This window comes from Alcanivorax sp. NBRC 102024, from assembly GCF_001602235.1.
GTDB lineage: Bacteria > Pseudomonadota > Gammaproteobacteria > Pseudomonadales > Alcanivoracaceae > Alcanivorax.
In genome coordinates, this window is the sequence record NZ_BDAS01000002.1 from 523,363 (window position 1) to 547,970 (window position 24,608).

Annotated in this window: 26 protein-coding genes; 11 read left to right on the forward strand and 15 right to left on the reverse strand. The window is 59.7% G+C overall.

Features of this window, described 5'->3' with window-relative positions; all coding sequences use genetic code 11:
- Nucleotides 1-21: 21 nt before the first annotated feature.
- From prmA to dsbD, 5 genes are all read right to left on the reverse strand, one after another.
- Nucleotides 22-906 (reverse strand): 50S ribosomal protein L11 methyltransferase, encoded by an 885-nt coding sequence (gene prmA, locus A0251_RS06065; protein ID WP_062815929.1) that lies wholly within the window; start codon nt 904-906, stop codon nt 22-24.
- 166 nt (nt 907-1,072) lie between these two features.
- Complete coding sequence (gene accC / locus A0251_RS06070; protein WP_062815930.1) at nt 1,073-2,422, reverse strand: acetyl-CoA carboxylase biotin carboxylase subunit; 1,350 nt, start codon at nt 2,420-2,422, stop codon at nt 1,073-1,075.
- Between the two features lie 12 nt (nt 2,423-2,434).
- A complete protein-coding gene (gene accB, locus A0251_RS06075) occupies nt 2,435-2,893 on the reverse strand; it encodes an acetyl-CoA carboxylase biotin carboxyl carrier protein (RefSeq protein WP_062815931.1) in 459 nt (152 codons plus the stop codon).
- A 3-nt stretch (nt 2,894-2,896) separates the two neighbouring features.
- Entirely contained in the window at nt 2,897-3,337 is a 441-nt protein-coding gene (gene aroQ, locus A0251_RS06080) for a type II 3-dehydroquinate dehydratase (RefSeq protein ID WP_062815932.1), read from the reverse strand.
- A gap of 231 nt (nt 3,338-3,568) precedes the next feature.
- Entirely contained in the window at nt 3,569-5,434 is a 1,866-nt protein-coding gene (gene dsbD, locus A0251_RS06085; protein ID WP_062815933.1) for a protein-disulfide reductase DsbD, read from the reverse strand.
- Between the two features lie 440 nt (nt 5,435-5,874).
- On the opposite strand from dsbD, the gene A0251_RS06090 reads away from it, so the two are divergent.
- Nucleotides 5,875-6,882, forward strand: a complete 1,008-nt coding sequence (locus tag A0251_RS06090; protein WP_062815934.1) for a DUF2333 family protein — start codon at nt 5,875-5,877, stop codon at nt 6,880-6,882.
- Between the two features lie 171 nt (nt 6,883-7,053).
- Here the strand turns inward: A0251_RS06090 and A0251_RS06095 are convergent, their stop codons facing one another.
- On the reverse strand, nt 7,054-7,917 hold the full coding sequence (locus A0251_RS06095; protein ID WP_062815935.1) for a metal-dependent hydrolase: 864 nt from the start codon (nt 7,915-7,917) through the stop codon (nt 7,054-7,056).
- Between the two features lie 93 nt (nt 7,918-8,010).
- Here A0251_RS06095 and A0251_RS06100 point away from each other — a divergent pair, with 93 nt between their 5' ends.
- Complete coding sequence (locus A0251_RS06100) at nt 8,011-9,039, forward strand: AraC family transcriptional regulator (protein WP_062815936.1); 1,029 nt, start codon at nt 8,011-8,013, stop codon at nt 9,037-9,039.
- A gap of 162 nt (nt 9,040-9,201) precedes the next feature.
- Here the strand turns inward: A0251_RS06100 and ppa are convergent, their stop codons facing one another.
- Together ppa and A0251_RS06110 are read right to left on the reverse strand one after the other, a co-directional pair.
- On the reverse strand, nt 9,202-9,732 hold the full coding sequence (gene ppa / locus A0251_RS06105) for an inorganic diphosphatase (RefSeq protein ID WP_062815937.1): 531 nt from the start codon (nt 9,730-9,732) through the stop codon (nt 9,202-9,204).
- A gap of 162 nt (nt 9,733-9,894) precedes the next feature.
- Nucleotides 9,895-10,260, reverse strand: a complete 366-nt coding sequence (locus A0251_RS06110; RefSeq protein WP_062815938.1) for a rhodanese-like domain-containing protein — start codon at nt 10,258-10,260, stop codon at nt 9,895-9,897.
- 316 nt (nt 10,261-10,576) lie between these two features.
- Here A0251_RS06110 and upp point away from each other — a divergent pair, with 316 nt between their 5' ends.
- The 3 genes from upp to A0251_RS06125 all read left to right on the forward strand — a co-directional run bounded on the left by upp (nt 10,577) and on the right by A0251_RS06125 (nt 13,882).
- On the forward strand, nt 10,577-11,203 hold the full coding sequence (gene upp / locus A0251_RS06115; RefSeq protein WP_062815939.1) for a uracil phosphoribosyltransferase: 627 nt from the start codon (nt 10,577-10,579) through the stop codon (nt 11,201-11,203).
- Nucleotides 11,204-11,285: 82 nt separating this feature from the next.
- The gene (locus A0251_RS06120) at nt 11,286-12,584 is read left to right on the forward strand and encodes a uracil-xanthine permease family protein (RefSeq protein ID WP_062815940.1); all 1,299 of its coding nucleotides are present in this window, start codon (nt 11,286-11,288) and stop codon (nt 12,582-12,584) included.
- A gap of 221 nt (nt 12,585-12,805) precedes the next feature.
- Complete coding sequence (locus A0251_RS06125; RefSeq protein WP_062815941.1) at nt 12,806-13,882, forward strand: peptidoglycan-binding domain-containing protein; 1,077 nt, start codon at nt 12,806-12,808, stop codon at nt 13,880-13,882.
- Between the two features lie 206 nt (nt 13,883-14,088).
- Here A0251_RS06125 and A0251_RS06130 read toward each other — a convergent pair whose 3' ends face one another.
- Complete coding sequence (locus tag A0251_RS06130; protein ID WP_197461857.1) at nt 14,089-14,730, reverse strand: DUF2459 domain-containing protein; 642 nt, start codon at nt 14,728-14,730, stop codon at nt 14,089-14,091.
- Nucleotides 14,731-15,116: 386 nt separating this feature from the next.
- On the opposite strand from A0251_RS06130, the gene murI reads away from it, so the two are divergent.
- Both murI and A0251_RS06140 read left to right on the forward strand, forming a co-directional pair.
- Entirely contained in the window at nt 15,117-15,905 is a 789-nt protein-coding gene (gene murI / locus A0251_RS06135) for a glutamate racemase (protein ID WP_062815943.1), read from the forward strand.
- Between the two features lie 115 nt (nt 15,906-16,020).
- Nucleotides 16,021-16,425, forward strand: coding sequence for a VOC family protein (locus tag A0251_RS06140; RefSeq protein ID WP_062815944.1), 405 nt, complete (start codon nt 16,021-16,023; stop codon nt 16,423-16,425).
- Between the two features lie 345 nt (nt 16,426-16,770).
- Here A0251_RS06140 and A0251_RS06145 read toward each other — a convergent pair whose 3' ends face one another.
- Nucleotides 16,771-18,033, reverse strand: coding sequence for a 6-phosphofructokinase (locus A0251_RS06145; RefSeq protein ID WP_062815945.1), 1,263 nt, complete (start codon nt 18,031-18,033; stop codon nt 16,771-16,773).
- 180 nt (nt 18,034-18,213) lie between these two features.
- Between A0251_RS06145 and A0251_RS06150 the strand changes: the two genes are divergently transcribed.
- From A0251_RS06150 to A0251_RS06165, 4 genes are all read left to right on the forward strand, one after another.
- Entirely contained in the window at nt 18,214-18,738 is a 525-nt protein-coding gene (locus A0251_RS06150) for a hypothetical protein (RefSeq protein WP_062815946.1), read from the forward strand.
- A 61-nt stretch (nt 18,739-18,799) separates the two neighbouring features.
- Nucleotides 18,800-20,152: a UDP-N-acetylmuramate:L-alanyl-gamma-D-glutamyl-meso-diaminopimelate ligase gene (gene mpl / locus A0251_RS06155; RefSeq protein ID WP_062815947.1), complete on the forward strand. Its 1,353-nt coding sequence runs from the start codon at nt 18,800-18,802 to the stop codon at nt 20,150-20,152.
- A gap of 158 nt (nt 20,153-20,310) precedes the next feature.
- Nucleotides 20,311-20,769: a DUF2214 family protein gene (locus tag A0251_RS06160; protein WP_062815948.1), complete on the forward strand. Its 459-nt coding sequence runs from the start codon at nt 20,311-20,313 to the stop codon at nt 20,767-20,769.
- Complete coding sequence (locus A0251_RS06165) at nt 20,766-21,368, forward strand: flavin prenyltransferase UbiX (RefSeq protein WP_062815949.1); 603 nt, start codon at nt 20,766-20,768, stop codon at nt 21,366-21,368. The genes A0251_RS06160 and A0251_RS06165 overlap by 4 nt, the downstream gene beginning before the upstream one ends.
- Nucleotides 21,369-21,597: 229 nt before the next feature.
- On the opposite strand, the gene A0251_RS06170 is transcribed toward A0251_RS06165, so the two are convergent.
- From A0251_RS06170 to A0251_RS06190, 5 genes are all read right to left on the reverse strand, one after another.
- The gene (locus A0251_RS06170; RefSeq protein ID WP_062815950.1) at nt 21,598-22,317 is read right to left on the reverse strand and encodes a ZIP family metal transporter; all 720 of its coding nucleotides are present in this window, start codon (nt 22,315-22,317) and stop codon (nt 21,598-21,600) included.
- A 62-nt stretch (nt 22,318-22,379) separates the two neighbouring features.
- Nucleotides 22,380-23,117 carry an energy transducer TonB gene (locus A0251_RS06175; protein ID WP_062815951.1) on the reverse strand — a complete coding sequence of 246 codons (738 nt, stop codon included), beginning with the start codon at nt 23,115-23,117 and terminating at the stop codon, nt 22,380-22,382.
- The gene (locus tag A0251_RS06180; protein WP_062815952.1) at nt 23,114-23,527 is read right to left on the reverse strand and encodes a biopolymer transporter ExbD; all 414 of its coding nucleotides are present in this window, start codon (nt 23,525-23,527) and stop codon (nt 23,114-23,116) included. Before A0251_RS06180 ends, A0251_RS06175 begins: the two co-directional genes overlap by 4 nt.
- Nucleotides 23,524-23,904, reverse strand: coding sequence for a biopolymer transporter ExbD (locus A0251_RS06185; protein ID WP_062815953.1), 381 nt, complete (start codon nt 23,902-23,904; stop codon nt 23,524-23,526). The genes A0251_RS06180 and A0251_RS06185 overlap by 4 nt, the downstream gene beginning before the upstream one ends.
- Nucleotides 23,894-24,565, reverse strand: a complete 672-nt coding sequence (locus A0251_RS06190; protein ID WP_062815954.1) for a MotA/TolQ/ExbB proton channel family protein — start codon at nt 24,563-24,565, stop codon at nt 23,894-23,896. Before A0251_RS06190 ends, A0251_RS06185 begins: the two co-directional genes overlap by 11 nt.
- Nucleotides 24,566-24,608: the final 43 nt, after the last annotated feature.

A 24,608-nucleotide genomic window follows, 5' to 3' on the forward strand; every position in this document is an offset into this window, starting at 1 on the left:
GGGACAGGCCGCAAGGACCTGTCACTCAGTTTTACGTCGTACTCCGTCGATCCGCACCCAGTCGCCCTGTTGAGTGGTGGGATTCAAATCAAACCAGGGGGCGTAGGCGTTGCGGACGGATTCGGCCTGTTCGGCCAGAATGCCGGACAGGGCCAGGGAGCCCCCCGGGCGACAATAGCTGGCCAGCTGACCGGCCAGCTCCACCAGCGGGCCGGCCAGGATGTTGGCCACCAGCACGTCGCAGCGATAGTCCGACGGCAGATTTTCCGGCAGGTAGAGTCGGAGTGCGTCGGCGACACCGTTGTTGCGGGCATTGTCTTCGCTGGCGGTCAGCGCTTGGGGATCGATGTCGGTGCCGGTGGCATTGCCGGCCCCCAGCAGCAGGGCGGCGATGGCCAGCACCCCGGAGCCACACCCGAAATCCAGTACCGCCTTGCCGGTCAGGTCGGCCTGGTCCAGCCATTCCAGACACAGGGCTGTGGTTTCATGGGTGCCGGTGCCGAAGGCCAGCCCCGGATCCAGTTTCAGATTTACCGCCTGGGGATCCGGCGAGGCACTCCAGCTGGGGACGATCCACAGCCGTTCACCAAAGCGCATGGGCGCAAAATCATCCATCCAGGCCCGTTCCCAGACCTGATCATCCAGCGTTTCGTGATGATGGGCCTGGGCCTCCAGCCCCTGTTGTTGCAGGGCGGCGAGGATCAATGCCGGGTCACGGTCCGCATCGAACAGGGCGCTGACCACGGTGTTCTGCCACAGGGGGCGAGCACCGGGCGGTGGCTCGAAGACTGGCTGATCGGCGCCGTCGGTGAGCGTAACCGCGCAGGCGCCCATGTCTTCCAGTGCGGATTGAAAGGCATCCGCATGGGCTTCGGTGGTGGCAAGGTGGAGCTGGAGCCAGGCCATGTTGTCGCTTCGCTCTAGTTAATAGTGAATAGTTAACAGTTAATAGCTGCGCGAGAAAGGAGGTCGTCGTTCAGAACGCATGAGGCCGCGCACAGGGTCTGGGCGCGGCCTCGGGGATAATATAACAGCTAATGGTGAACGCGAGCTATTCACTGTTCATTGTTAACTATTCACTGCTTCCCAGTTTTTTCTCGAGGTGGTGAATATCCACGCCGCCGGCAATGAAGGCCTTGTCCCTGAAGATCTTGTTGCGGTGCAGTTCCACATTGGTCTTGATGCCCTCCACCACGATTTCGTCCAGCGCATTCTTCATGCGCGCAAAGGCGATCTCGCGGTTTTCGCCCCAGGTGATCAGCTTGCCGATCAGGGAGTCATAGTAGGGGGGCACGGTGTAGCCACTGTAGATATGGGAGTCCACACGGACGCCGTTGCCACCCGGCGCGTGGAAATAGGTGATCTTGCCGGGGCAGGGGGTGAAGCGGACCGGATCTTCCGCGTTAACACGGACCTCGATGGCATGCCCCTGGAAGGTGATGTCTGACTGTTGCAGCTGCAGGCCTTCGTCGCTGGCGATGCGCAGTTGCTCCTTGACGATGTCGACACCGGTGATCATTTCGGTCACCGGGTGCTCTACCTGTACACGGGTATTCATCTCGATGAAGTAGAACCCTTCATTTTCATACAGGAATTCGAAGGTGCCGGCACCCCGGTAATTGATTTCCTTGCAGGCGTTGACGCAACGCTCGGCCACTTCATCTTTCAGGTGTTGGGGAATGCCCGGCGCAGGGGCTTCTTCCACCACCTTTTGGTGACGACGTTGCAGGGAACAGTCCCGGTCGCCCAGATGGATGGCATGGCCGGCGCCATCCGCCAGGACCTGCACTTCCACGTGACGGGGTTTCTGCAGGAACTTTTCCATGTAAACGGTGGCGTCACCGAAGGCATTCTTGGCTTCAGAGCGGGTCAGGGTGATGGCATTGAGCAGGTGCTTGGCGTCTTCCACCACGCGCATGCCACGGCCGCCGCCGCCGGCAGCGGCCTTGATGATCACCGGGTAGCCGATCTTCTCGGCCATGGCCAGGGAGGCATCGCCGTCGTCACCCAGGGGGCCATCGGAGCCGGGCACGGTGGGAACACCGGCTTTCTTCATGGCTTCAATGGCAGCGACCTTGTTGCCCATCAAACGGATGGTCTCCGCCTTGGGGCCGATAAAGGTGAAGCCGGAGCGTTCCACGCTTTCGGCAAAATCCGCATTTTCGGCGAGGAAACCGTAACCCGGGTGAATGGCGTCGGCGTCGGTGACTTCCGCCGCACTGATGATCGCCGGGATGTTCAGGTAGGACTCGGTGGACGAGGCCGGGCCGATGCAGACCGCTTCGTCGGCCAGCCGCACGTGCATGAGATCCCGGTCAGCCTTGGAATAAACCGCCACGGTGCGAATGCCCAGCTCCTTGCAGGCACGCAGGATGCGCAGGGCGATTTCGCCGCGGTTGGCAATGACAACCTTTTCCAGCATGAGATGCCTCCGTTAAACGATGGAGAACAGAGGCTGATCGAATTCAACCGGTTCGCCGTCTTCCACAAGGATGGCATCAATGGTGCCGGACTTGTCCGCTTCGATCTGGTTCATCATCTTCATGGCTTCGACGATGCACAGCACGTCGCCGGCCTGGACCTTCTTGCCCACCTCGACAAAGGAGGAGGCGCCCGGTGACGGGGAGCGGTAGAAAGTGCCAACCATGGGGGAGCGCACCAGATGACCACTGGGGGTGTTGTCGGCCGGTGCGGGAGTGTCAGCGGCTGGCGCCTGCGCCGGAGCGGGCGCCGGTGTAGGTGCCTGCGGAGCCGCATAGTAGTGCGCGGGCGCCGCAGGGTGACGGGAGCCGCGGCTGATGCGCACGGATTCTTCCCCTTCACAGATCTCCAGCTCTTCGATGCCGGATTCTTCCAGCAGCTCAATCAGTTTCTTGATCTTGCGAATATCCATGTATTAACCATCCAGTTGTTCAAGGGCGGCGGTCAGCGCCAGCGTGTAGCCGGTGGCGCCGAGCCCGCAGATCACGCCCCGGGCAATATCAGAAAAATAGGAGTGATGGCGGAAGCTTTCCCGAGCATGCACATTGGAGAGGTGCACCTCGATAAAGGGGATGTCCACCGCCAGCAGGGCGTCACGCAGGGCCACGCTGGTATGGGTGAAGGCCGCCGGATTGATAATGATGAAGTCGATGCCCTCGGTGCGGGCATCGTGGATCCGTTCAACCAGCTCGTATTCCGCGTTGCTTTGCAGGTGCTGCAAGTGGTGGCCGGCATCGCTGGCCTGGGTCTGCAGTTGCTGGTTGATATCGGCCAGGGTGACATGGCCGTACTTGTCCGGCTCACGGGTGCCGAGCAGATTCAGATTTGGGCCATGTAAGACCAGAATGGAAGCCAAAACGGGTCCCCCCTGGGGAATTTGTCGTTATCTACCGTGAACGTGCAGGAAATGCACCGGTTATCCCGGTGTTTCTGGCACTTGTGCAATACTAGGGGGAAATCATGACAGAAAAAAGGGTTTTACAACATTCGTTACAAGTTGCCGGAAGATGCCGTGCAATCGGTACTGTTTCACGATTTTTGGTTAGGCGGAGCTCCTACGGCAAGGGCATGGGGTCGTGGAGGGGCATCAAAGCCCCGGCATCACCCGTTGGTCCAGATGCTCCAGGAACCTCGCTGGTTTCATTTCCCCCAGTACCCGGGATTCCGGTAGCTCCGTGCCTGCCGGGGTAAAGAACACCAATGCCGGCAGGCCGAGGATGTTGTACTGCTCCATGATGGCCTGGCTGTCGGCGTTAATCTCGGTGATGTCCACCCGGTAAAGGTCGAAGTCTTCCATGGCTGCCAGTACCTGGGGATCGCTGAGGGTGGTTTCCTCCAGCACCTTGCAGGCCACGCACCACTCAGCAAAGAAATCCACCAGCACCGGCTTGCCGGCCCGGCGGGAATCGGCCAGGGCCGTGGTGAGATTGTCGCGGCCCAGGATGGTCTGCCAGGGGCCGTGGTCGCCGGGGGAGCTGACGGTGTCAGTCACCGGTGCCGGTTGTGTCATCGGCGCCAGGGGTTGCAGTGGGTCGTCGCCACCGCTGAGTGCACCGACGATCATTACCGAGCCATAGAGGGCCAGCACCAGAGCGATACCCCGCTTGAGTCGGGCCATTCCCTCGCCAGCGGATTCCAGGGCGCCGAGCTGCACCCCGTAGATCGCCAGCAGCAGACCGTAAAGGCCCAGGGTAAGGGTGCCGTTGATGATGCGATCCAGCAGCCAGATGGCCACGCCCAGCATGACCACACCAAAGAAGCGTTTGATTTCTTCCATCCACATGCCGGCCCGGGGCAGCAGGCTGCCGCCGCCGGTACCGAAAATGATCAGCGGCACCCCCATGCCCATGGACAGGGCGAATAGGGAAGCCGCGCCGGTCAGGGCATCGCCGCTGGCGGCCACATAGATCAGTGCTCCGGCCAGAATCGGGGTCACACAGGGGGAGACCACCAGGGCGGAGATGGTGCCCATGATGGCGGCACCAAGCAGATTGCCCCGTTGGCTGTCGCCGGGCTGGTGCAGCTTGTTACGCAAGAAAGCAGGCAGTTGCAGCTCGTAGAGACCGAACATGGACAGGGCCAGTAACACGAAGACCACCGTGGAGGTGATGATGGCTGCCGGTTGTTGCAGCAGGACCTGAAGATTCAGGCCGGCGCCAAATACCGCCACTAACAGGCCGGCCAGGGTATAGGGTACCGCCATGCCCAGCACATAGCTGGTGCTGAGCACAAAGCCGCGACTGGCGCTGGGTTCCTTTTCCCCGGCGATGATCCCGGAAAGGATCGGCACCATGGGGAAGACGCAGGGCGTGAACGCCAGTAGCAGGCCGCCCACGAAGAACAGACCGATGATCAGTCCCAGGGAGCGGTCGGTCATCCACCGGTTGAAGGCGTTGGCGTCTTCGGATTGCAGGGTGCTGAGAAAACCGCCGTCATCATTGCGGGTGCCGGGGGACTCAGCGGGAGTGGCCGCGGTCGCGGCCGGGGACTTTTTTGCCGGTGACGGATTGGCCAGCGGGATAACCTTCTTGGTGGGCGGATAGCACAGGGTGTCCTCAATACAGCCCTGGTAACGGACTTCCAGCTCGGTGGCCACCAGCGGTACGCTGGCGACCGGCAGGGTCAGGGAAAGCCGGTCGTAGTAAACCTGCACATCTCCGAAAATTTCGTCGGTCTTGTCCTTACCGGGGGGGAGGGTGTAGTCGGCGAAATCCTCCAGCACATTGCCATTCTGGTCTCGCAAGCTGAAGCCGAAACGGTGCTGGTACAGGTAAACGTCGTCGACCAGCTCGAAATCCAGCAGCAGTTGCTGGTTGTCCCAGTCGGCGTCCGTGACAAGCTGGATGGCTTCGTCCACGGTGGGAAGCGGGTCGTCCTCGAACAGGCCATCGGCACTCGCCCACATCGGGAAGAACGCAATAATGAAAAGTAGCGGTTGCCAAGCTGATCGCATGCCTGTCTCCTGTGATGGCCACTGGTTCGATGCGCAAACGGGCGTGAAGTTTCATCGGCTGCAACCCGTATAAGCGGATTGGCCCTGTGGCCTGGGGTCGCTATTCTCTACAGTGGGCGTGCAGAAGGCAAAAAATGACGACTCGGGCGGTATATATTTCTGGCCAGGCGTAGCAGGCTCTTGAAAAGCGCCTTGCATGCTCAGTCCCTCAGGCTGGTTCGCACTATATCCGCGGGGCATCAATACTCGCAGAGCACAGAGGGTGCGTTTTGATGGTGTCCCCTCAAGGGGGATCGAGATATGTGGATCCATCGAAAAAGCACAACAGATGGGCCCTTCAGGCCACGCTGGGTCAGCAAGGCGGTTTTCAACAGCCTGCGGGTGAGTTTTCACCGGCAGCCTATTGTATAGTGATTCGCAGATGGATCTTGGGAGTGATCATGAGTAACGAGAAATTCACCGAAAAAATGGGCGACGCCATGCTCGACCCCCGTCATAACCGGATCTGGAAGGGCGCTCTCTGGCTACTGGGTTTGTTGTTGCTCGTGGACGTGCTGCTGAGCTGGTACTGGAGTCAGGAACCGGAGCTGCGTGAATTGCCCAGCCGTGACAATGCGGTTGCCGGTGAAACCATTGCCCGGGAGCTGATTTTCGTTGCGGACACCTTGCTCTCCAAACCGGGGGGTTACCTCAGTAATGATATTCTCCCGCATCGTCTTTGGATGGATAACATGCCGTCCTGGGAATACGGTGCCCTGGTTCAGGTGCGAGATTTTACCCGGGTGCTGCGTCGTGACATGAGCCGCTCCCAGTCCCAGAGCCAGGAAGACCGGGATCTGGCCATTGCCGAGCCCCAGTTCAATTTTGACGCGCAAAGCTGGGCCATGCCGGCCACAGAAAGCGAATATCGCCGGGGTATCAAGGCGCTGCAGCGTTATCTGGAGCGTCTCACCGATGCCAACGAAGGCGACGGTACCTTCTATGCCCGGGCCGATAACCTCAACTACTGGCTCAACGAAGTGCAGAGCCGGCTGGGTTCTCTCAGTTTGAAACTGAGCCAGAGTGTGGGGCGCAGTGAGCTGAATATGGATGTGGGCAGTGCCGAGTCCGTTGCCAAACCCGGCAATGAAGAAGACTTTGTGAAAACGCCCTGGTTGAAGATTGACGATGCATTTTATGAAGCGCGTGGAGCGACCTGGGCCCTGACGCAGCTGATGCGTGCCGCCGAGGTGGATTTCGCCGAAGTGCTCCGTAAAAAGAATGCCACTGTCAGCTTCCGGCAAATGGTCCGGGAACTGGAAGCCACCCAGGAAACCCTGTGGAGCCCGTTGATTCTCAACGGCGACGGCTTCGGTATGCTGGCCAACCATTCCCTGGTCATGGCCAACTATGTGACCCGCGCCAATGCGGCCCTGGTGGATCTGCGGAAACTGTTGCAGGAAGGGTAAAAAGGCAATTAATAGTTAACAGTTAATAATTAATAGTTGCGCGCTCTGCGTCAGCTTTTACTCCAAGCAAAGAGGCCGCGCCCACAGGTTGGGCGCGGCCTCTTGCGTTTCAGACAAAACAAATCCTGTCCGCGGCGTTATTAACTATTCATTATTCATTATTAACTATGTTCACGCCGCATTCTTTTCCTTCACTTGCGGCAGGCTGGCGCGCCATTTTTCGATCAGGGCGCTGTTGTCGTCTTCCCAGGGATGGAAGCCGGGTTTCAGGTAACTGAACCAGGCGGGGATGACGCTGCTGATGACGCCACGGTAGCCGAAGCCTTTCCAGAGGCCCTTGGCCAGGGTCAGGGGCTGGCGGTGGATGCCGTCGCGTTTGAGCATTTGCCAGGTGAAGTAGGAGGTGAAGCCCACCAGGTAGGCAGAGCCGGACAGGAAGGTGCGCTGCCGCTCCAGGTAGTTGTCGCTCACGTCCTTGTAGAGGTCGTAGGCCACGGCCTTGTGCTCGGTTTCCTCGATGGCATGCCAGACCCACAGGTTGCGCACCGAGGGATGCATTTTTTCCACCAGGTCCGGGCGACGCAGAATGGCATCGGCGAGAATCGCGGTGATGTGCTCCAGACCGGCCGTGGCTGCCAGCTGCTGCTGCTGGCTCATGTACTTGCGGGCGCCGGCCAGCAGTTTGCGGGTTACCGCCAGAGCATGATTGACGATATCGTCGTATTGGCCGTCGGCAATCAGATCATTGAAGGCCTGATGCTCCAGGGAGTGCATGGCTTCCTGGCCGATAAAACCGGAGATGTCTTTCTGGCGGTCCGGGCCTTTTGCCTGGTCGCGCAGGGCGCGAACGGAATCCACGAAGAAACGCTCGCCATCCGGGAAGGTCAGCGACATCACGTTCAACACATGGGTGAGCACCGGGTCATTGTCGAACCAATAGGGCTGGTCTTCCAGACCCTCGAAGGTGAACCCCATGCGACGAGGGGTGATGCTGATAGCCGGTGTTTTCCGTTTTTTGATCAGTCGTAGCTTCATTGGTGTCTCCTCAAGATGTCATTGCTGACATCAGTCAATGACATCTACTATGCGAGGTCTTGCAGTCAAGGTCTTGTCGAGGAGGGCCAACAAATGGTGAGTTCGGGCCGTCCCTGGGGAAATGCCGGCATACCGGGTATTTATGTGGTGTTGCTCTATGACGTGCTGGCGGGCATGGGGCTGGATGCCCCGTCCCTGCTGGCGGGACTGGGAGTGAGCCGCGATGAGCTGCTGGCCCCGGACCGGCGGGTGTCCATGTCCCTGGCCCAGACCGTGGCCGAGCGGGGGGTGGCCATGGTGGGAGAGCAGGGGCTGGGATTCCGCTATGCCCGGGCCATGAGCATCACCCTGCACGGCCCGGTGGGTCTGCTGGCCCTGTCCAGCGCCAGCGCCCAGGATGCGCTGGATGCCGCGTGCCGGTTTCTGGGGCTGCGAGCCCCGTTTCTGGTCATTGACCAGACCCGCCAGGGAGAGCTTGCCCATCTGCAGCTACGCAGTACGGCAACCCTGGGCGTGGCCCATGATTTTGTTGTCGAAGCCATGCTGGTGGGCCTCGTGTTCATGATCGAGCAGTTGCTGGATGCGCCCCCGCAGGGCCTGGAGATTCGCCGCCGGGGGCCGGCGCCTGCCTATCTGTCGACCCTGAAACAGGAAGTGGGGGTGCCGGTGTTGTTCGACCAGGATGAGGATGCCCTGGTTTTTCCCCAGTCAGCGCTGGCGGCCCGGCCTCGCTTGGCAGATCCCCAGGTGGCGGCCCTGGCTCGTGAGCAATGCGAGCTGGAATTCCGTCAGTGGCGTACCGAGGAGGATGGTGTCATGGCCGAGCGTATCCGCAGTGCTCTCCAGGATCGCCCCGCGCCGTTACCCTCCCTGGAGACCATGGCAGAAAAACTGTCGGTGTCCCCCCGCACTCTCAAACGCCACCTGCAACAGTCCGGACTCAGCTATCGCCAGCTCCAGGACGAGGAGCGTTATCGGCAGGCACAACGTCTGCTGGCCAAGCCGGATAACAGCATCAGCGAAGTGGCCTATACGCTGGGGTATAGCGATGTGGCCAACTTTTCCAAGGCGTTCAAGCGCTGGAGTGGGGCGACGCCACGGGCGTACCGGGAAAAGCGTTAGCACTCAGTCGCGAGGGACGAGTTTCGCGTGTCGAAGATCAAGACTTTGGCCGGGCTGGCATTCCGGATTTGGCTTTTCGAAACTCGCCAATAAAAAGGCCGCGCCCGATCCCGGACGCGGCCTTTTCAATCGCCGGCAATGACTTGCCGGTTGAGTGAAAACTTACGCTTTTTCGTAGGCTTCCACAGACTTCAGGATCTCGGCCTTGGCGGCTTCGGCGCCGTCCCAGCCATCGACCTTCACCCACTTGCCCGCTTCCAGCTCTTTGTAGTGCTCGAAGAAGTGCTTGATCTGAGCCAGCAGCAGCTCGGGCAGATCGTTGATGTCTTTCACGTTGTCGTAGATCTTGGTCAGCTTGGTGTGCGGCACGGCAACCAGCTTGGCATCTTTACCTGCTTCGTCAGTCATGTTCAGGATGCCGACCGGGCGACAACGGATCACGGAACCGGGAACCACCGGGTACGGGGTTACAACCAGCACGTCCAGCGGGTCGCCATCTTCAGACAGGGTGTTGGGGATGTAGCCGTAGTTGGCTGGATAGAACATGGGGGTTGCCATGAAACGGTCGACGAATACGGCGTTGCTGTCTTTATCGATCTCGTACTTGATCGGGTCAGCATTGGCCGGGATCTCGATGGCCACGTAAATGTCTTCCGGAATCTCTTTACCGGCGGGAACCTTAGCAAAATCCATGGTCTGTCCTTCTCAAACAGGGTTGGTGGTGGGCGCGGATTATAGCAATGCAGGGCGGCTCCGGCTAATGGCGCAAGGGCGTAACCGGGAGGGAGAGAAGAAAGGCTTTATGGTCAATGAGTTAGGGAGCCAGGGGCGGGGCTCCCCGGGCGTCCTGGAATGTTATTGCGCGGCTTCCCAGCCGGGGTAGTTGTCTTCCAGCAGGCGGACTTTCTTGAAACCTGCGTCCTCCAGCAGCGTGGCGGCGGCGCTGGCGCGGCGGCCGGACACGCAGTACAGCACGATTTCCTGCTTGCGGTATTGCTTGAGCATGTCCAGGTGCTGGTCCATCTGTTTGGCCGGTACCATGATGGCGCCGGGAATATGGCCGGCCAGGTATTCATCCTCATTTCGTACATCAATGATGATGGGCGCGCGATCGGCCTGCATGGCCTGTTTGAGCTCGTTGACGCTGATGCTGTCGGCAGCCCACAACGGGGCGCCAAGGACACTGAGCACTACAAGTAGAACCAGGTTGATACGTTTCATGAGGTTGACTCCTGTCGGGTTTGCCATTCCTGCAACTCTTGTCACAGCCTGTCCGCACCTCTCACCATCCGGGGAATCGAGGGCTTGGCCGTGGGATGGGAAAAACTTGCCGGGCGCGGCTGGCACGTTCATACACGAACGTCTGGTTTAGACAACGCGTCGAGGCTTTTGCTCACGGGGTCTCCATTTATTTCTGACGCTACCACCGCGAGGCTGCGGAGAACAGTCAACCGGTGCACGTCCGTGACTTTTGACGTGTAAACGGCACAATATTCGCCATCTGTATTCTGCCAGCCGGCCCCAAGGAGCGCGTGCCATGTCTGTTCATGAAATCACTCACCCTCTGGTCAAACACAAGCTGGGTCTGCTGCGTCAGCAGAGTCTGAGCACCCGCAGCTTTCGCCAGCTTACTGCGGAAGTGGGTAGCCTGCTGACCTACGAGGCCACCAGTGATCTGGAGTTGGAGGATTACCAGGTGGACACCTGGATGGGACCGGCGCCGGCCCAGCGCATCAAGGGCAAGAAAGTGACGGTGGTGCCCATCCTTCGTGCCGGTATCGGCATGCTCGATGGGGTGCTGGAGCTGATTCCCAGCGCCAAGGTCAGCGTCGTGGGGGTCTATCGCAATGAAGACACCCTGGAACCGGTGGCCTACTTTGAAAAGCTGGCCCACGACATTGATGAACGTCTGGCGCTGGTGGTGGACCCCATGCTGGCGACGGGGGGCTCCCTGGTGGCCTGTATCGACATGCTGAAAAAGGCGGGTTGCCAACAGATCCGTGCCCTGGTGCTGGTGGCGGCGCCGGAGGGCATTGAGAGGGTCCGGGCTGCGCATCCGGACGTGGACATCTACACCGCCTCGGTGGATCAGGGGCTCAACGACGATGGCTATATCGTGCCCGGCCTGGGAGATGCCGGGGACAAGATCTTCGGGACTCGCTAGCCATTCCCGCTGGAGCCTTGCGAGCAAGACTCCAGGGATCACTACCGTCATTGGTGTTCGCGGCCTCAAAGGAGCCATCGGCATGCAACAGCCCGGATTCTGGAACTGGAAAATTATCCTTATTGGTGCGCAGATGCTGTTCGTGGCCTTCGGCGCCATGGTGCTGATGCCGTTGCTCACCGGGCTGGACCCCAGCGTGGCCCTGTTCACCGCCGGTCTGGGTACGTTGTTGTTTCAGTGGATTACCCGCCGATCGGTGCCGGTGTTCCTGGCCTCCTCCTTTGTATTTGTGGCGCCTATTGCCCATGGGGTCGCACAGTGGGGCGTGTCCGCCACCATGGGCGCGCTGTTGTGCACCGCCGTGGTCTATGTGGTGCTGGGCGGGCTGGTCAAATGGCGTGGCCCGGGTTTCTTGCATCGTCTGATGCCGCCGGTTGTCACTGGCCCCATCATCATGGTGATTGGATTGAGTCTGGCGCCCACGGCGGTGAACTTTGCCATGGGTATGACCGGCAATGGCGCCGAGCGGCTCTTCCCCTACGGCGAGGCACTACTGGTGTCCATGGTGGCCCTGCTTGCCACTATGCTGGTGGCGACCCTGGGGCGGGGACTATTCCGCCTATTGCCCATTCTTTGTGGTGTGGTCAGTGGGTACCTGGCAGCCCTGCTGATGGGGATGGTGGATTTCTCGGCGGTGGAAGAGGCGGGCTGGTTGGCCATGCCGGACTTTGTGGCGCCCAGTTTTCAATGGCAGGCGATCCTGTTCATGGTGCCGGTGGCCCTGGCCCCGGCCATCGAACACGTGGGTGATGTCCTGGCGATCAGCAGCGTCACCAGCAAGGATTACATCCGCAAACCCGGCCTGCATCGCACTCTGACCGGTGACGGTATTGCCAGCATGGCGGCGGCCCTGTTCGGTGGTCCGCCCAATACCACCTATTCGGAAGTTACCGGGGCGGTGATGCTGACCAAGGTGTTCAATCCGGTGGTGATGACCTGGACCGCATTGTTTGCCATCAGCCTGGCCTTTATCGGCAAGTTCGGATTGCTGTTGCAAAGCATCCCCACGCCAGTGATGGGGGGCATCCTGATTCTCATGTTCGGCTCCATCGCCAGTGTGGGCATGAGTACCCTGATCAAGGCCCGGGTGGACCTTAACGCCCAACGCAACCTGGTCATTGTGGCAGTGACACTGATCTTTGGTATTGGTGGCATGGTGATGGGCAATGGTGATTTCACTTTGCAGGGGATCAGCCTGTGCGGACTGGTGGCAGTGATTCTGAACCAGGTTCTGCCGGATCACACCGGCACAGAGGAAGATCTGGGTGAGGAGCATGCCTGCAAGGAGAACTGGTCAGAGCAGCGCAAGGACAGTCATTAACTGGTACATCCGTGCCTTTATTGAGGCGTTATTCTCTTTTTCTTAAGCGAATGCTTTTCAGGATAAAAAGTTTTTTGCTTATAATTTTGCAAAATGATCTGAGCAAAATAATTTTTAAGCTATATTTTTGTAAAATTACATCTTTGTAACTGTTTCTGTCATTTTAATTGCGCATGGTTTGTTCCTGATGAACCAAGGAAGCTGTCAAAAGGGAACAGACTATGAAACTTAATCGTCTTGTGTTGCCGGCCGTTGTCGCCGCTCTTGCCTCCGGCTGTGCCAGCAATCAGACCGTTCAGGACACTGCCGAATATCAGTCGTTGCAAAGTCAACAGCAGCAGCTGGAGCAGGAAAACCAGCAGTTGCGTGCAGCGCTGAACTCCAGCCAACAGCAGCCCGCCCCAGCGCCGGCACCGTCAGAATCCGGTAATCAGCTACTTCCCCCCAATGCCAAGCCAGGCCATTGCTACGCACGGGTTGTGATTCCGGAAACCTACAAGACCGAAATGCAGCGGGTCATGGTGTCTCAGGAAGACAGCAAGATCACCACCACTCCCGCTCGCTATGAAACCGTTCAAGAGCGAGTGCTTGTCAGTGAAGCCTACGACAAGTTGAAAGTGATTCCTGCCACTTACAAGACAGTGACCGAGAAGGTGCTGGTGAAAGAGGCGACCACCAAGCTGATCACCAAGCCGGCGGAATATAAAACCGTCACTGAGCAGGTGTTGGTGAAGCCCGCTTACACTACCTGGAAGAAAGGCCGTGGCCCCATCGAGAAAATCGATGATTCCACCGGTGAAATCATGTGTCTCGTGGAAGTGCCGGCGGAATACAAGACCGTTAGCCGTAAGGAACTGGTACAACCCGAGCGTACCGAGGAAGTGAAAATTCCTGCGGTGTACAAGACCGTCACCAAGAAAGTGGTGGATCAGCCTGCGCGCACTGAAAAAGTCACCGTGCCAGCGGTTTACAAGACCATTGATGTGGTCAAGCAGGTAGAACCGCCGAAAGAGAAGAAAACCATTATCCCCGCCGTCTACAAGGAAGTGCCCAAGCAGGTCAAGGTGACCGACGCGGATCTGGAATGGCGCGAAATTCTTTGTGAAACCAATACCACCCAGGATGTGGTCCGCCGCCTTCAGAAAGCACTGGAAGACAAGGGCTACGACCCGGTATGGATTGATGGTGTCTATGGTCCGAAGACCCGCGCCGCCGTGGTCGCTTACCAGAAGGACAACGATTTGGCCTCCGGCCAGTTGACCATGCAGACGCTGGAGCACCTGGGCGTGGAATTGTAACGCTCTGCTCCTTCCTAGTATTCAGGGCCGGCTTTTGCCGGCCTTTTTTATGTGTGCTCAGACTTGGCGTTAATAGCGAAGATACCCCCGGTATTTCGCAGATGTTTCTGGCCAGAGATTAAACGGTCTGTCGCAACACCGGTGAGGTTTGGTCAGGCCGGTCATGCCCCAACCAGCCCAAGCCTCCCTTTATCCCTGATGTTGGTTTATCGGGTGGCACAGGCGCCGGCCTGATTGCCCTCGCGTAGCTGGCCCAGAACCTGGCCCGCAGTGAGGGTAAGAAAGGCACGTATCGGCAGTCCTGCTTCGCGCAAGCGCCTGGCGGTCCAGGTGTTGCACGTATTGCCGAACCAGAAGGTGTCATTGGAAGGGAAGAAACGGCTATCGCCGTACAGACCCGGGTCGCCGGCGGGTAACCGCCCCTGCACATCCAGTTGGAAATACCCGGCCAGACTCTCCTGTAACTGGTCGAGTTGCTCGGCACTCAGGCACAGTGGCTGCAAATCTGTATGGGGCAACAGTTCCGGATGTCGCTCCAGTCCTACCACGTGCATTGCCGATCGGGTTGGCCACAGCATGGCCCGAACCCGTAGCCACCAGCTGTCATCCTGCCGATAAAAGGCATCATCCCCCCAGCCGAACTCGTAGAACGACGGCTCACTGAAGTGCGGTTCAAGAAACCCCAGGGCAGGGGAGAGCCGGTCTGCCGGAAAGGCAATACCGGTATGCCACCGGTGGCGTACCACCAGCACCGTCACGTCATCGGCTAAAGCCAGAGCCGGCAACGCCAATACCACCGTAAGAGAGATCGCCAATAAACGCATCATGGCTACAGTGTACCAAGCCATCAAGTCTCGCCGTGATACGTATTCGGTCCCATCAAGCATGCGGATTTGCCGACTTTCCTTGTTTTTTTGTTTTTATAGAACTGCAGCGTGGCTGGCACGATAATTCGCGTCGATACGTTGATGAAGCATATGCGCAGTCTGCTGTGATGGTGTGGTAGCCAGTTGGAATAGACCGTTTGCCAAGACGGCGAGGCCACCGTCGGCCAGATGTCATATTTGCGCCAGTAGGGTACGGGCAATTTGCATTAAAAGCAGGACAATCTCTGGACAGAGCGGCTTGGAGGTAATCTGTGATCAGCGGACTTGCCTGGCGCAAGTCTTTCCCTGTTCGCATCCCGGTCGAGTACACTATCCAGCCAAGACCAACCCGACCCACAGATCCAGCCATGCCCCATTCCCATCCCATCGGTATTTTCGACTCCGGTATCGGCGGCCTGTCCGTGGCCGCGAAAGTCCGGGAGCTGTTGCCCGACGACGATATCCTCTATGTGGCCGACTCCCGCCATGCGCCCTATGGCGACAAGTCCGATGCTTTCATTCTGGAGCGGATGAACACGGTGACGGATTTCCTGCTGGGGCAGGGGGCCAAGGCGGTGGTGGTGGCCTGCAATACGGCGACCACCTCCGCCATTGCACAGCTACGGGCCTCCTGGTCGGTGCCGATTATCGGCGTGGAGCCAGGGGTCAAACCGGCGGTGCTGGCCACCCGCAGTGGGGTGGTGGGGGTGCTGGCCACGCCCAGAACCCTGCAGACCCATTCCTTCAGTGCTCTGGCGGCCCGGTTTTCCAGCACCGTGAGTATTGCGGTGCAGCCCTGTCCGGACCTGGTGGGCCAGATCGAGGCGTTGCGTTTTGATGACGACAGGACCTTGGCACTGCTGAATCGCTATATCTCACCACTGCTGGAGAAGGGTGCAGATACCATTGTGCTGGGCTGTACCCATTACAACTACCTGGCCGACCGCATTGCGCAGGTGGCAGGGCCCGGGGTGCAGATCGTCAGCACCGAGTCGGCGGTGGCCCGGGAAGTGGTGCGGCGGTTGGCGTGCGAGGGGCTGCTGGCGGAATCCGGGAAAACCGGGGATGAGGCGTTTTACACCAGCGGCGAACTGGCGGTGTTCAGCCGACAGATCGACCGCTTGTGGGGGCCAGGGAAGGAGGTTTATTCGTTGTAGGGGCGAAGCGTCTCGCTAAAAAACGTGATGGCTGTGTCGAAAGCGCCAAGGGCAGTTCGATAAGGTGATGACAGCACGCATGGCTGTTTTGAACTAACCCTTGGGAGACAGCAGCATGACCAGAATGATCTTTGTAAACCTGCCGGTAGAAGATCTTAAAGCGTCCATGGCGTTTTATACCGCGCTGGGCTTCGAGAACAATCCGCAATTCACCGACGAGACTGCCGCCTGCATGGTGTGGAGTGAGGCCATCCATGTGATGCTGCTGACCCATGACAAGTGGCGGACCTTTACCGCCCGGCCGATTCCGCCTTCCTCTTCCAGTGAAGTGATGCTGGCACTGTCCTTTGACAGTCGTGATGCGGTAGATGCCGTGAATAAGGCCGCTGCGGACAATGGCGGCACGGCAGATATCAACCCGGTTCAGGATCTGGGGTTCATGTATAACCGTAACCTGGCGGACCCGGATGGGCATGTGTGGGAAATGATGTGGATGGACATGGCGGCGATGGAGGGCTAGTGCCGGCTCCCCGATTCCTGTCCGGGCTACCAAGCCCCTCTGAAGGAGTTCCCTTCCCGGGGACGAACCGTGCGAAGCACGAAATCGACCGAAGGTCGGTCAGGGACTTCAGGTTTGAACAAACTGAATGAAGGCATGAGGTGAACCTAACCCGTTTCCCTCGCCCAGGCTCGGGTTCGTCCCCTGGAAGGGAATTTATTCGCTTCGCTCACCCTTCAGGCTGCACTTCGTGCGTTACTCCGCTCCGCTACGTTCCTACAGAGATTCGTAGTGGGTTGAAGGCGTGAACCCGGAGTAAAATAAAAACGCCCCGCAATGCGGGGCGTTTGTCGTATCGGGGTGCGCTTACACCTCGAACGCGTCGTTCAGTTTCTTGGCCACCGGGACCAGTTTCAGCTTGGCGAATTGCGGCAGGCCGTCCTTGTAGGGCGGGTAGGACTCGCCGCCAATCAGGGGCGCCAGGTATTCGCGCCCGAACGGAGTGATGCCGAAGCCATCCTTGGTGATGAATTTGCGCGGCATCTTCTTTTCCACGTTGGCCACTTTCTTCAGCGGTGCCTCACCGATGGTCCAGCTGTATTTCTTGGTCTTCTTGCGCTCGATGGTGGGCATCACCGCATTCTTGCCGGCCACGGCGAATTCCACCGCCGCGCGGCCCACGGCGTAGGCCTGCTCCACATCGGTGGCGGAGGCAATGTGGCGGGCAGCCCGTTGCAGATAGTCGCTCACCGCCCAGTGGTATTTGTAGCCCAGCTCATCCTTGACCATTTGTGCAATCACCGGGGCCACGCCACCGAGCTGTTTGTGCCCGAAGGCATCGGTGTTACCCGCGTCGGCCAGGAAGGTGCCGTCTTCGTAGCGGGCACCTTCGGATACCACGATCACGCAGTAGCCCACTTTCTGAACAGTGGCTTCCACTTTCTTCATGAAGGCGGCCTTGTCGAAGGCGATTTCCGGGAACAGGATCAGGTGTGGCGCGTCGTCGTTGTCTTCCTTGGCAAGACCTGCAGCAGCGGCGATCCAGCCGGCGTGACGGCCCATCACTTCCATCACGAACACCTTGGTGGAGGTGGCGCACATGCTGGCCACGTCCAGGGCCGCCTCGCGGCAGCTCACGGCAGTGTACTTGGCCACGGAGCCAAAGCCCGGGCTCACATCCGTGAAGGGCAGGTCATTGTCCACGGTCTTGGGCACGTGGATGGCCTGGATCGGGTAACCCATCTTTTCGGACAGCTGGGACACTTTCAGGCAGGTGTCAGCGGAGTCACCGCCACCGTTGTAGAAGAAGTAGCCGATGTTGTGGGCCTTGAACACCTCGATCAGACGCTCGTATTCGCGCTGGGAGGTTTTCAGGTCCTTGAGCTTGTAGCGGCAGGAGCCAAACGCGCCGCCGGGGGTATGCTTGAGCGCGTCAATGGCGCTTTTGCTCTCTTTGCTGGTGTCGATCAGCTCTTCGGTGAGGGCGCCGATGATGCCATTACGCCCGGCGTAGACCTTGCCGATCACATCCTTGTTCTCGCGGGCGGCTTCGATCACGCCGGCGGCGGAGGCATTGATGACAGCGGTGACACCGCCAGACTGAGCATAGAAAGCGTTTTTACGCGCCATGAGAGACCCCTTGATTCAATTTGCGTGCATTCTAGCGAAGGAGGCCATGAAACACACCCGGTGTTGTCGGACGATGACAGGAAAAGGGCAGTTGGAAGTTCAACGTTGAATGTTGAACTTTCAACTGCCCCTGATGGTGATTTCCTCCCGGCTCTGGAACAATAGCTCGCCGGAGGATCCATGACTGCATTGATGACATTGTTCTGGCGGCTGGCCATATTTCGCGCCGGCCCCGAAAACGCGCCTTACTCAACGAACCTGCTGGGCCTGGTGTTGCTGGGCTGGTGTGCCCTGCAACTGCTGGTAGGTAGCTTGCAGACAGCCCTGCCGGTGCTGGTGTTGCTGAGCAGCCAGCTCACCTCAATGGCGGTGATCCTGGCGGGGATTTTTGTACTGCTGGGCTTTAAGGGGCTGCAGAGTCGTTGGCTGCAGACGGCCCTGTCGTTGGTCGGTATCGACGTGGTGCTGACCCTGGTGACTCTGCCTTTGCTGGCGATCAATGCGGGCATGGCCCAGTCCCAGGGCTGGATCGAGGGGCTGTATCTGTTGCTGGTGAGCTGGCAACTGGCCGCCCAGAGCTTCGTTTACCATCGCGCCATGAATGTGGGGCCGTTCCTGGGCCTGGGGATCGCCCTGACCCTGCTGGTGGCCGGCTATGCCGCGGTAGTGATGCTGGTGCCGGAAGTGGTGACGGTGACCCGGTAAGCTTCACCTGACAGTCCCTTTGCCGTTAAGGTGCAGGGATTCTTTTGATCGGTTTATTCCCATGCATATCCATATCCTCGGTATCTGTGGCACCTTCATGGGCTCTCTGGCGCAGCTGGCCAAGGCTCAGGGCCATCGTGTTACCGGTAGTGACCAGAACGTCTATCCGCCCATGAGTGACCAACTGGAAGCGGCGGGCATTGCATTGACCCAGGGGTACGACCCGGCGCAACTGGAGCCGGCGCCGGATCTGGTGGTGGTCGGCAATGCCCTGAGTCGGGGCAATCCTGCCGTGGAAGCCATGCTGGATCGGGGCCTGCCCTATACCTCCGGTGCCCAGTTGCTGGAGGATGTGATCCTGCCCGGGCGCTGGGTGCTGGCGGTGGCCGGTACCCACGGCAAGACCACGACCAGCTCCATGCTGGCCTGGATTCTGGAGCACGCCGGGCTCAATCCCGGTTATCTGATTGGTGGTGTGCCCGGCAATTTCGGGGTCTCTGCCCGACTCGGTGAGACGCCGTTTTTTGTGGTGGAAGCGGATGAATACGACACCGCCTTCTTCGACAAGCGCAGCAAATTCGTTCACTACCGTCCGCGCACCGTCATTCTCAACAATCTGGAATTCGACCACGCGGATATCTTTGCCGATCTGGCCGCTATCCAGACCCAGTTCCACCACCTGATTCGCACCGTGCCTTCCTCCGGGCGGCTCATCCTTCCTCATGGCGAAACCGCCCTGGAGGAGACACTGGAGAAAGGCTGCTGGAGCGAGATAGAACGCTTCGGTGAGAACGACTCCCTGGGCTACCGGCTGGATAACGCGGATGGTTCCGCCTTTACCGTGCTGGAGAACGGTGAGCCAGTGGCACAGGTGCGCTGGGATCAGACTGGCCGGCACAGTGTGAATAACGGCATGGCCGCCTTGCTGGCTGCCCGCCATGTGGGGGTGACGCTGGCGGATGGGGCGGCGGCTCTGTGCGAATTCCAGGGTGTGAAGCGGCGTATGGAATTACGCGGTGAGATTCATGGGGTGCGGGTGTATGACGACTTTGCCCATCACCCCACGGCCATTGCCACCACCCTGGACGGGTTGCGTCGCAAGGTCGGTGACGGAAAGATTCTGGCGGTGATCGAACCCCGCTCCAACACCATGCGCATGGGAAGCCACAAGGAAGCGCTGGCAGCCAGCACCGGGGCGGCGGATGAGGTAATCTGGTACCAGCCGCCGGGACTGGACTGGTCGCTGGACCCGGTGGTCAGTGAATCGCCGGTGCCCGCTTCGGTGAGTCATGATATTGACGACATCATTGCCCGGGTGGTGGCTCGCAAGGGCGAGCCACTGAATGTGGTGGTGATGAGCAACGGCGGCTTTGGCGGTATCCATCAGAAGTTGCTGGAGGCGCTAAAAGCATAAGCTTTTCGCCACATGTTATTCCGGAGGGGTCGTTGGAGCCTTGCTCGCAAGGCGAATTCTCTCAGGGGCCGGGCCCTTCGCTTTGCAAGCAAAGCTCCAACGGTGGCCGGCTTTACGGTTAGCTTGGTGTTCGGCGTGAATCAACACGGGAGGTTGTCATGTTCTGGTCCGTATTCTGGGCATCGGTGCATTACCTCAGCATTCTGATGCTATTTGGTTTCCTCTACGGGGAACTTCTGTTGTGGCGAACCGGCATCAACGAACGCAACATTCGTACTCTTCTATGGCTGGATATCGGCTATGGTCTCGCGGCGCTGGTGGTACTGGTGAGCGGGATTGCGCGGGCCGGCTGGACGGAAAAGGGCTGGGATTTTTACCTGTCCAACCCCTGGTTTCATGGCAAGGTCACCCTGTTTGTCCTGATCGGCCTGTTGAGCCTTTACCCCACCAAGGTGTTGCTGGGCTGGCGTAAAGCGGTGAAGGCCGGTCATGTGCCGGAAATTGATGACGCCCTGCAGCGCAATCTGCGCGGTGTGCTGGTGGCGGAACTCCACCTGGTGGTGTTGATGCCCATTCTCGCGGCATTGATGGCCCGTGGTGTAGGAATGGGTGTATGAGAAAACGGATCACACTGGCCTTCACCGGCGCTTCCGGTGCCCCCTACGGATTGCGTCTGCTGCAGTGTCTGCTGGATGCGGATTGCGAGGTCTTCGTCATCCTGTCCAAGGCGGCGCGGGTGGTGATCGGCATGGAAACCGAGCTGAAACTGCCGGCCGGCACCGGCGCGGCAGAGCAGGCCCTGCGCGATTGGGTGCAGACAGATCGTGGCAACCTGGTGGTCTGCGGGCTGGAACAGTGGACCGCACCGGTTGCTTCCGGCAGTGGTGCGCCTGCCGCCATGGTGGTGTGCCCGTGCTCCACCGGGACCCTCTCCGCCATTGCCTGCGGGGCCAGCGATAACCTGATCGAACGGGCCGCCGATGTGGCCATCAAGGAGGGGCGCAAGCTGATCCTGGTACCCCGGGAAGCGCCTTTTTCCCCTCTCCACCTGGAAAACATGCTGAAGCTGTCTCGCCTGGGTGTGACCATCATGCCGGCTGCCCCCGGTTTCTATCATCAACCGGAGACGGTGCAGGACCTGGTGGATTTCATCGTCGCCCGGTTACTGGATCATCTGGGGGTAGAACAGACGCTGGTGAAGCGCTGGGGGGAATGAGTTCCTCACTCTACAAAGCCACACAAGCAGCTACTCGCTTTCATTTCTACGAAGCCCCGTAGGAGCGCCTCTCGAGGCGCGAACCTTGCGAAGCAAGGAAATCGCCCGCCGGGCGATCAGGTTTATCAGGGTCTGACAGGCTTCTGACCGAATAGCGGATAGGGCTTGTTTCTGCTGCCTCGCTGTCGCTCGGTTCGCGCCTCAAGCGGCGCTCCTACGGGGCTTCGTTTCAATGCACCAGCAAATGCCCCACCAACCCCAACGCAAACCCGGCCACGGCGCCCTGGGCTGGCGCCCAATGCTTTTTCAGGGGCACCTGCGGGGCAATGTCCTGGAACACCAGGTAGAGAATCCCGCCACTGGCAAACAGCATGATGCCCCCCAGCACCAGTGGGCTGTCCACCAGCACCAGGAAGCCCAGGGCGGCGCTGACGGGGCCGAGCAGCGCCAGGGCGGTGAAGGCCAGAATGATCTTGCGGGAGGAGAGGGTATTGCCGTCGCTGTTGCGGATTTCCCGATAGGCGTTGAAGCCTTCCGGGAGATTCTGCATGCCGATCAGGAACGCCAACAGGTAGGCCTGGCCTCCTCCCACTGCCAGTGCCGCCCCCAGGGCGATGGCTTCGGGCACAAAATCCAGCAACATGGCCAGTAGTTGTGACATGGCACCGCCATGGGCAGCCAGTGCCCGGTCCACCACCATAAAGGCAATGCCGCCGCCAACGAACAGCAGGGTGGCAGAGAGCGGGTTATGGTGTTGGGCCCCTTCCGGGACCAGCACCAGGGCCACGGCGGCCAGCAAGGCGCCACCACCGAAGGCAATGACTGTATGGCGGACCTCCTGTTCCAGCCAGCCCCGTGCGATGTGCTGTTTAACACCGATCAGGGCACCGGCGGCCATGCTCAGGCCTGCGGCCAGGCTGAGCAGTAATGCAAGATAAAGTGGGGTCATGGATCATCCTTGAAGGTGAAACGCCTGTTAGCGAGAGACCTTAAAGTCTGACCGGTGGACGATCAACTGTTACTGAGGCTGTAGTCCACCGGCGCGATGACTTCCACGGGAATCTGTTTCAGATCCTTGGGGGGAGCATCAAAGCGAAGGCGGGAAACCAGCTCCAGGGTCGCCCGGTCCAGAATCCGGCTGCCGGAGCTCTCCACGACCGCCACCTGTTCTGCCCGACCGGAGGCGTTGATCATGAACGAGACCTTCACGGTACCCTGTTGGCGACGCATGCGGGCCCGGTGCGGGTACTGTTTGTTGTAGTCGATGGTATCGCGCACCTTGGCCAGGTATTTGTTCAGGGCGTTTTCCGTGTCGCCGGATTGATGCACCCCTTCACCCGGGTCCCCGGCCATGCCTTTGGCGCCCACTTGTTGGGGCTGGCTGGCGGCCTGCTCGCTATCGTTTTTTTCCCGGGTTTCCTGCTCCGTTTTCTTCTCTTTCTTGGCCACAACCGGTTCCGGGGTGGGTTCCGGTTTGGGTTCCGGCTTGGGCTTGGCCACGGGCTTGGGTTTCGGCTTTACCTTGGGCTTGGGTTTTGGCTCGGGCTTGGGCGTCGGCGCTGGCGCCGCTTTGGCCGGCGCGGGTGGGGCGGCGGGTTTTTCCGCTGGCGGCGCAAGGCTGACCACCATTTCCGTGACACCGGGCTTGGCCGGCCGTCCGCCGGCCAGGGTAAGGGCTCCGACGGTAACCAGGACGCTGGCGTGAATCAGGGCGGAGATGACCCAGGCGAAAAGAGTGCGGGATTTCATTGCCCCTCCCCGTCATTGCGGGTCACCAGGCGCACTTGCTCTACGCCCAGTTCCTGCAGGGTTTCCAGTCTTTCCCGCAGGGTCGTCATGGTGACGCCGGCATCTGCCAGCAGACGGACTTCCGCCCCTTCCGGGCGTTCTTTCAGATACTCTTGCAGTGTGGCCTCGGTGAGCGCCGTGTCATTGTCCTCGGTGAACCACTGGCCGTCCTTCTGCAATACCAGCAACAATTTGTCCCGGGCTTCCGGTCCATTGGCGCTCTGGCTCAGAGGGGTATCCACGGATACGGTGGGGCTCTTGGCCAGCTGGCCGGCCAGCATGAAGAAGATCAACAGCAGAAATACCACATTGATCAGTGGCAACACCGGTTCCAGTGGGGGGCGGCGGGAAGAGGTTTCCATGATCATCATGGCAACAGCTCCAGTTGTACGTCCTTCACGCCGGCGGCCTTGATCGCATCCACGGCGGCCAGGGCTTGCTGCAAGGTGGCATCCGCACTGACGGTGACCCAGACCTTGGTTTTCTGGGTGTCGAGCCGATCTGCCACGGCGTCAGGGGTGAAACTGACGCCGTTCAGATTCAGGTCGCCGTCGGCCTCCACTTCGATCACCAGCCACTTGTCATCAGGTTTATTCATGCTTTCAGCGGGCTGCACGTTGACGGGCAGGTCGTAGAACTGCCCGAAACGGGTCGCCAGCATAAAGAACACCAGCAGAATAAATACTACATCAATCAGCGGTGTGAGGCTGATAAAGGGCGTACGGTGACGCTCTGGTTCAATATGCATGCGCCACCGACGGGTCGCGGTCCTCTTCCAGGGGCTCGGATTCCGCGTGATTGTTGCGAAGGACCTTCAGACGGGACAAGCGGTCCTGCATTTTTTCCCGGCACAGTTCCAAGCTGCGGTCCGCCCAGTGAAAGGCAGCCAGCGTGGGGATCGCAACGGTCAGGCCGGCGGCGGTGGTCAGCAAGGCTTCCCAGATACCGCCTGAGAGGATGGACGGGTCCACCTGTGAACCAGCCGTCTCCAGGGCCTGAAACGCGCCGATCATGCCAAATACGGTACCCAGCAGGCCGAGAAGGGGCGCCACGGCGCTGATCACTTCCAGGATGCGCAGGCCGCCGCGCAGATTATCCAGGGAGGTGCGCGCCAGGCGCAGGCTTTCTTCCTGCCAGGCCGCTTCTTCCAGTTTGCTGTTCTGCCAGCATTGCCATACCACCTGATCAATCGGGCTGGTCAGTTTCCCGGGCTTGGCGGGCTGCTGGCCCCGGGTCAAGGCGTCCAGCAGACGGTCTGCCTGACGGGCGCTGCCCGGGCGAACGCGGGCGAACTGCAGAATCTTGGAGATCAGGGTGGCCAGGGCGATCACGGACAACAAGGCCAGAACCCACATGGTGGCGCCGCCACTGACAAACCAGTCAGGCAGTTGCAGGGAAATCGGGGGCATGGAAAAACTCCTGCTACGGGCGAATCCAACGGGCCCGGTTAGT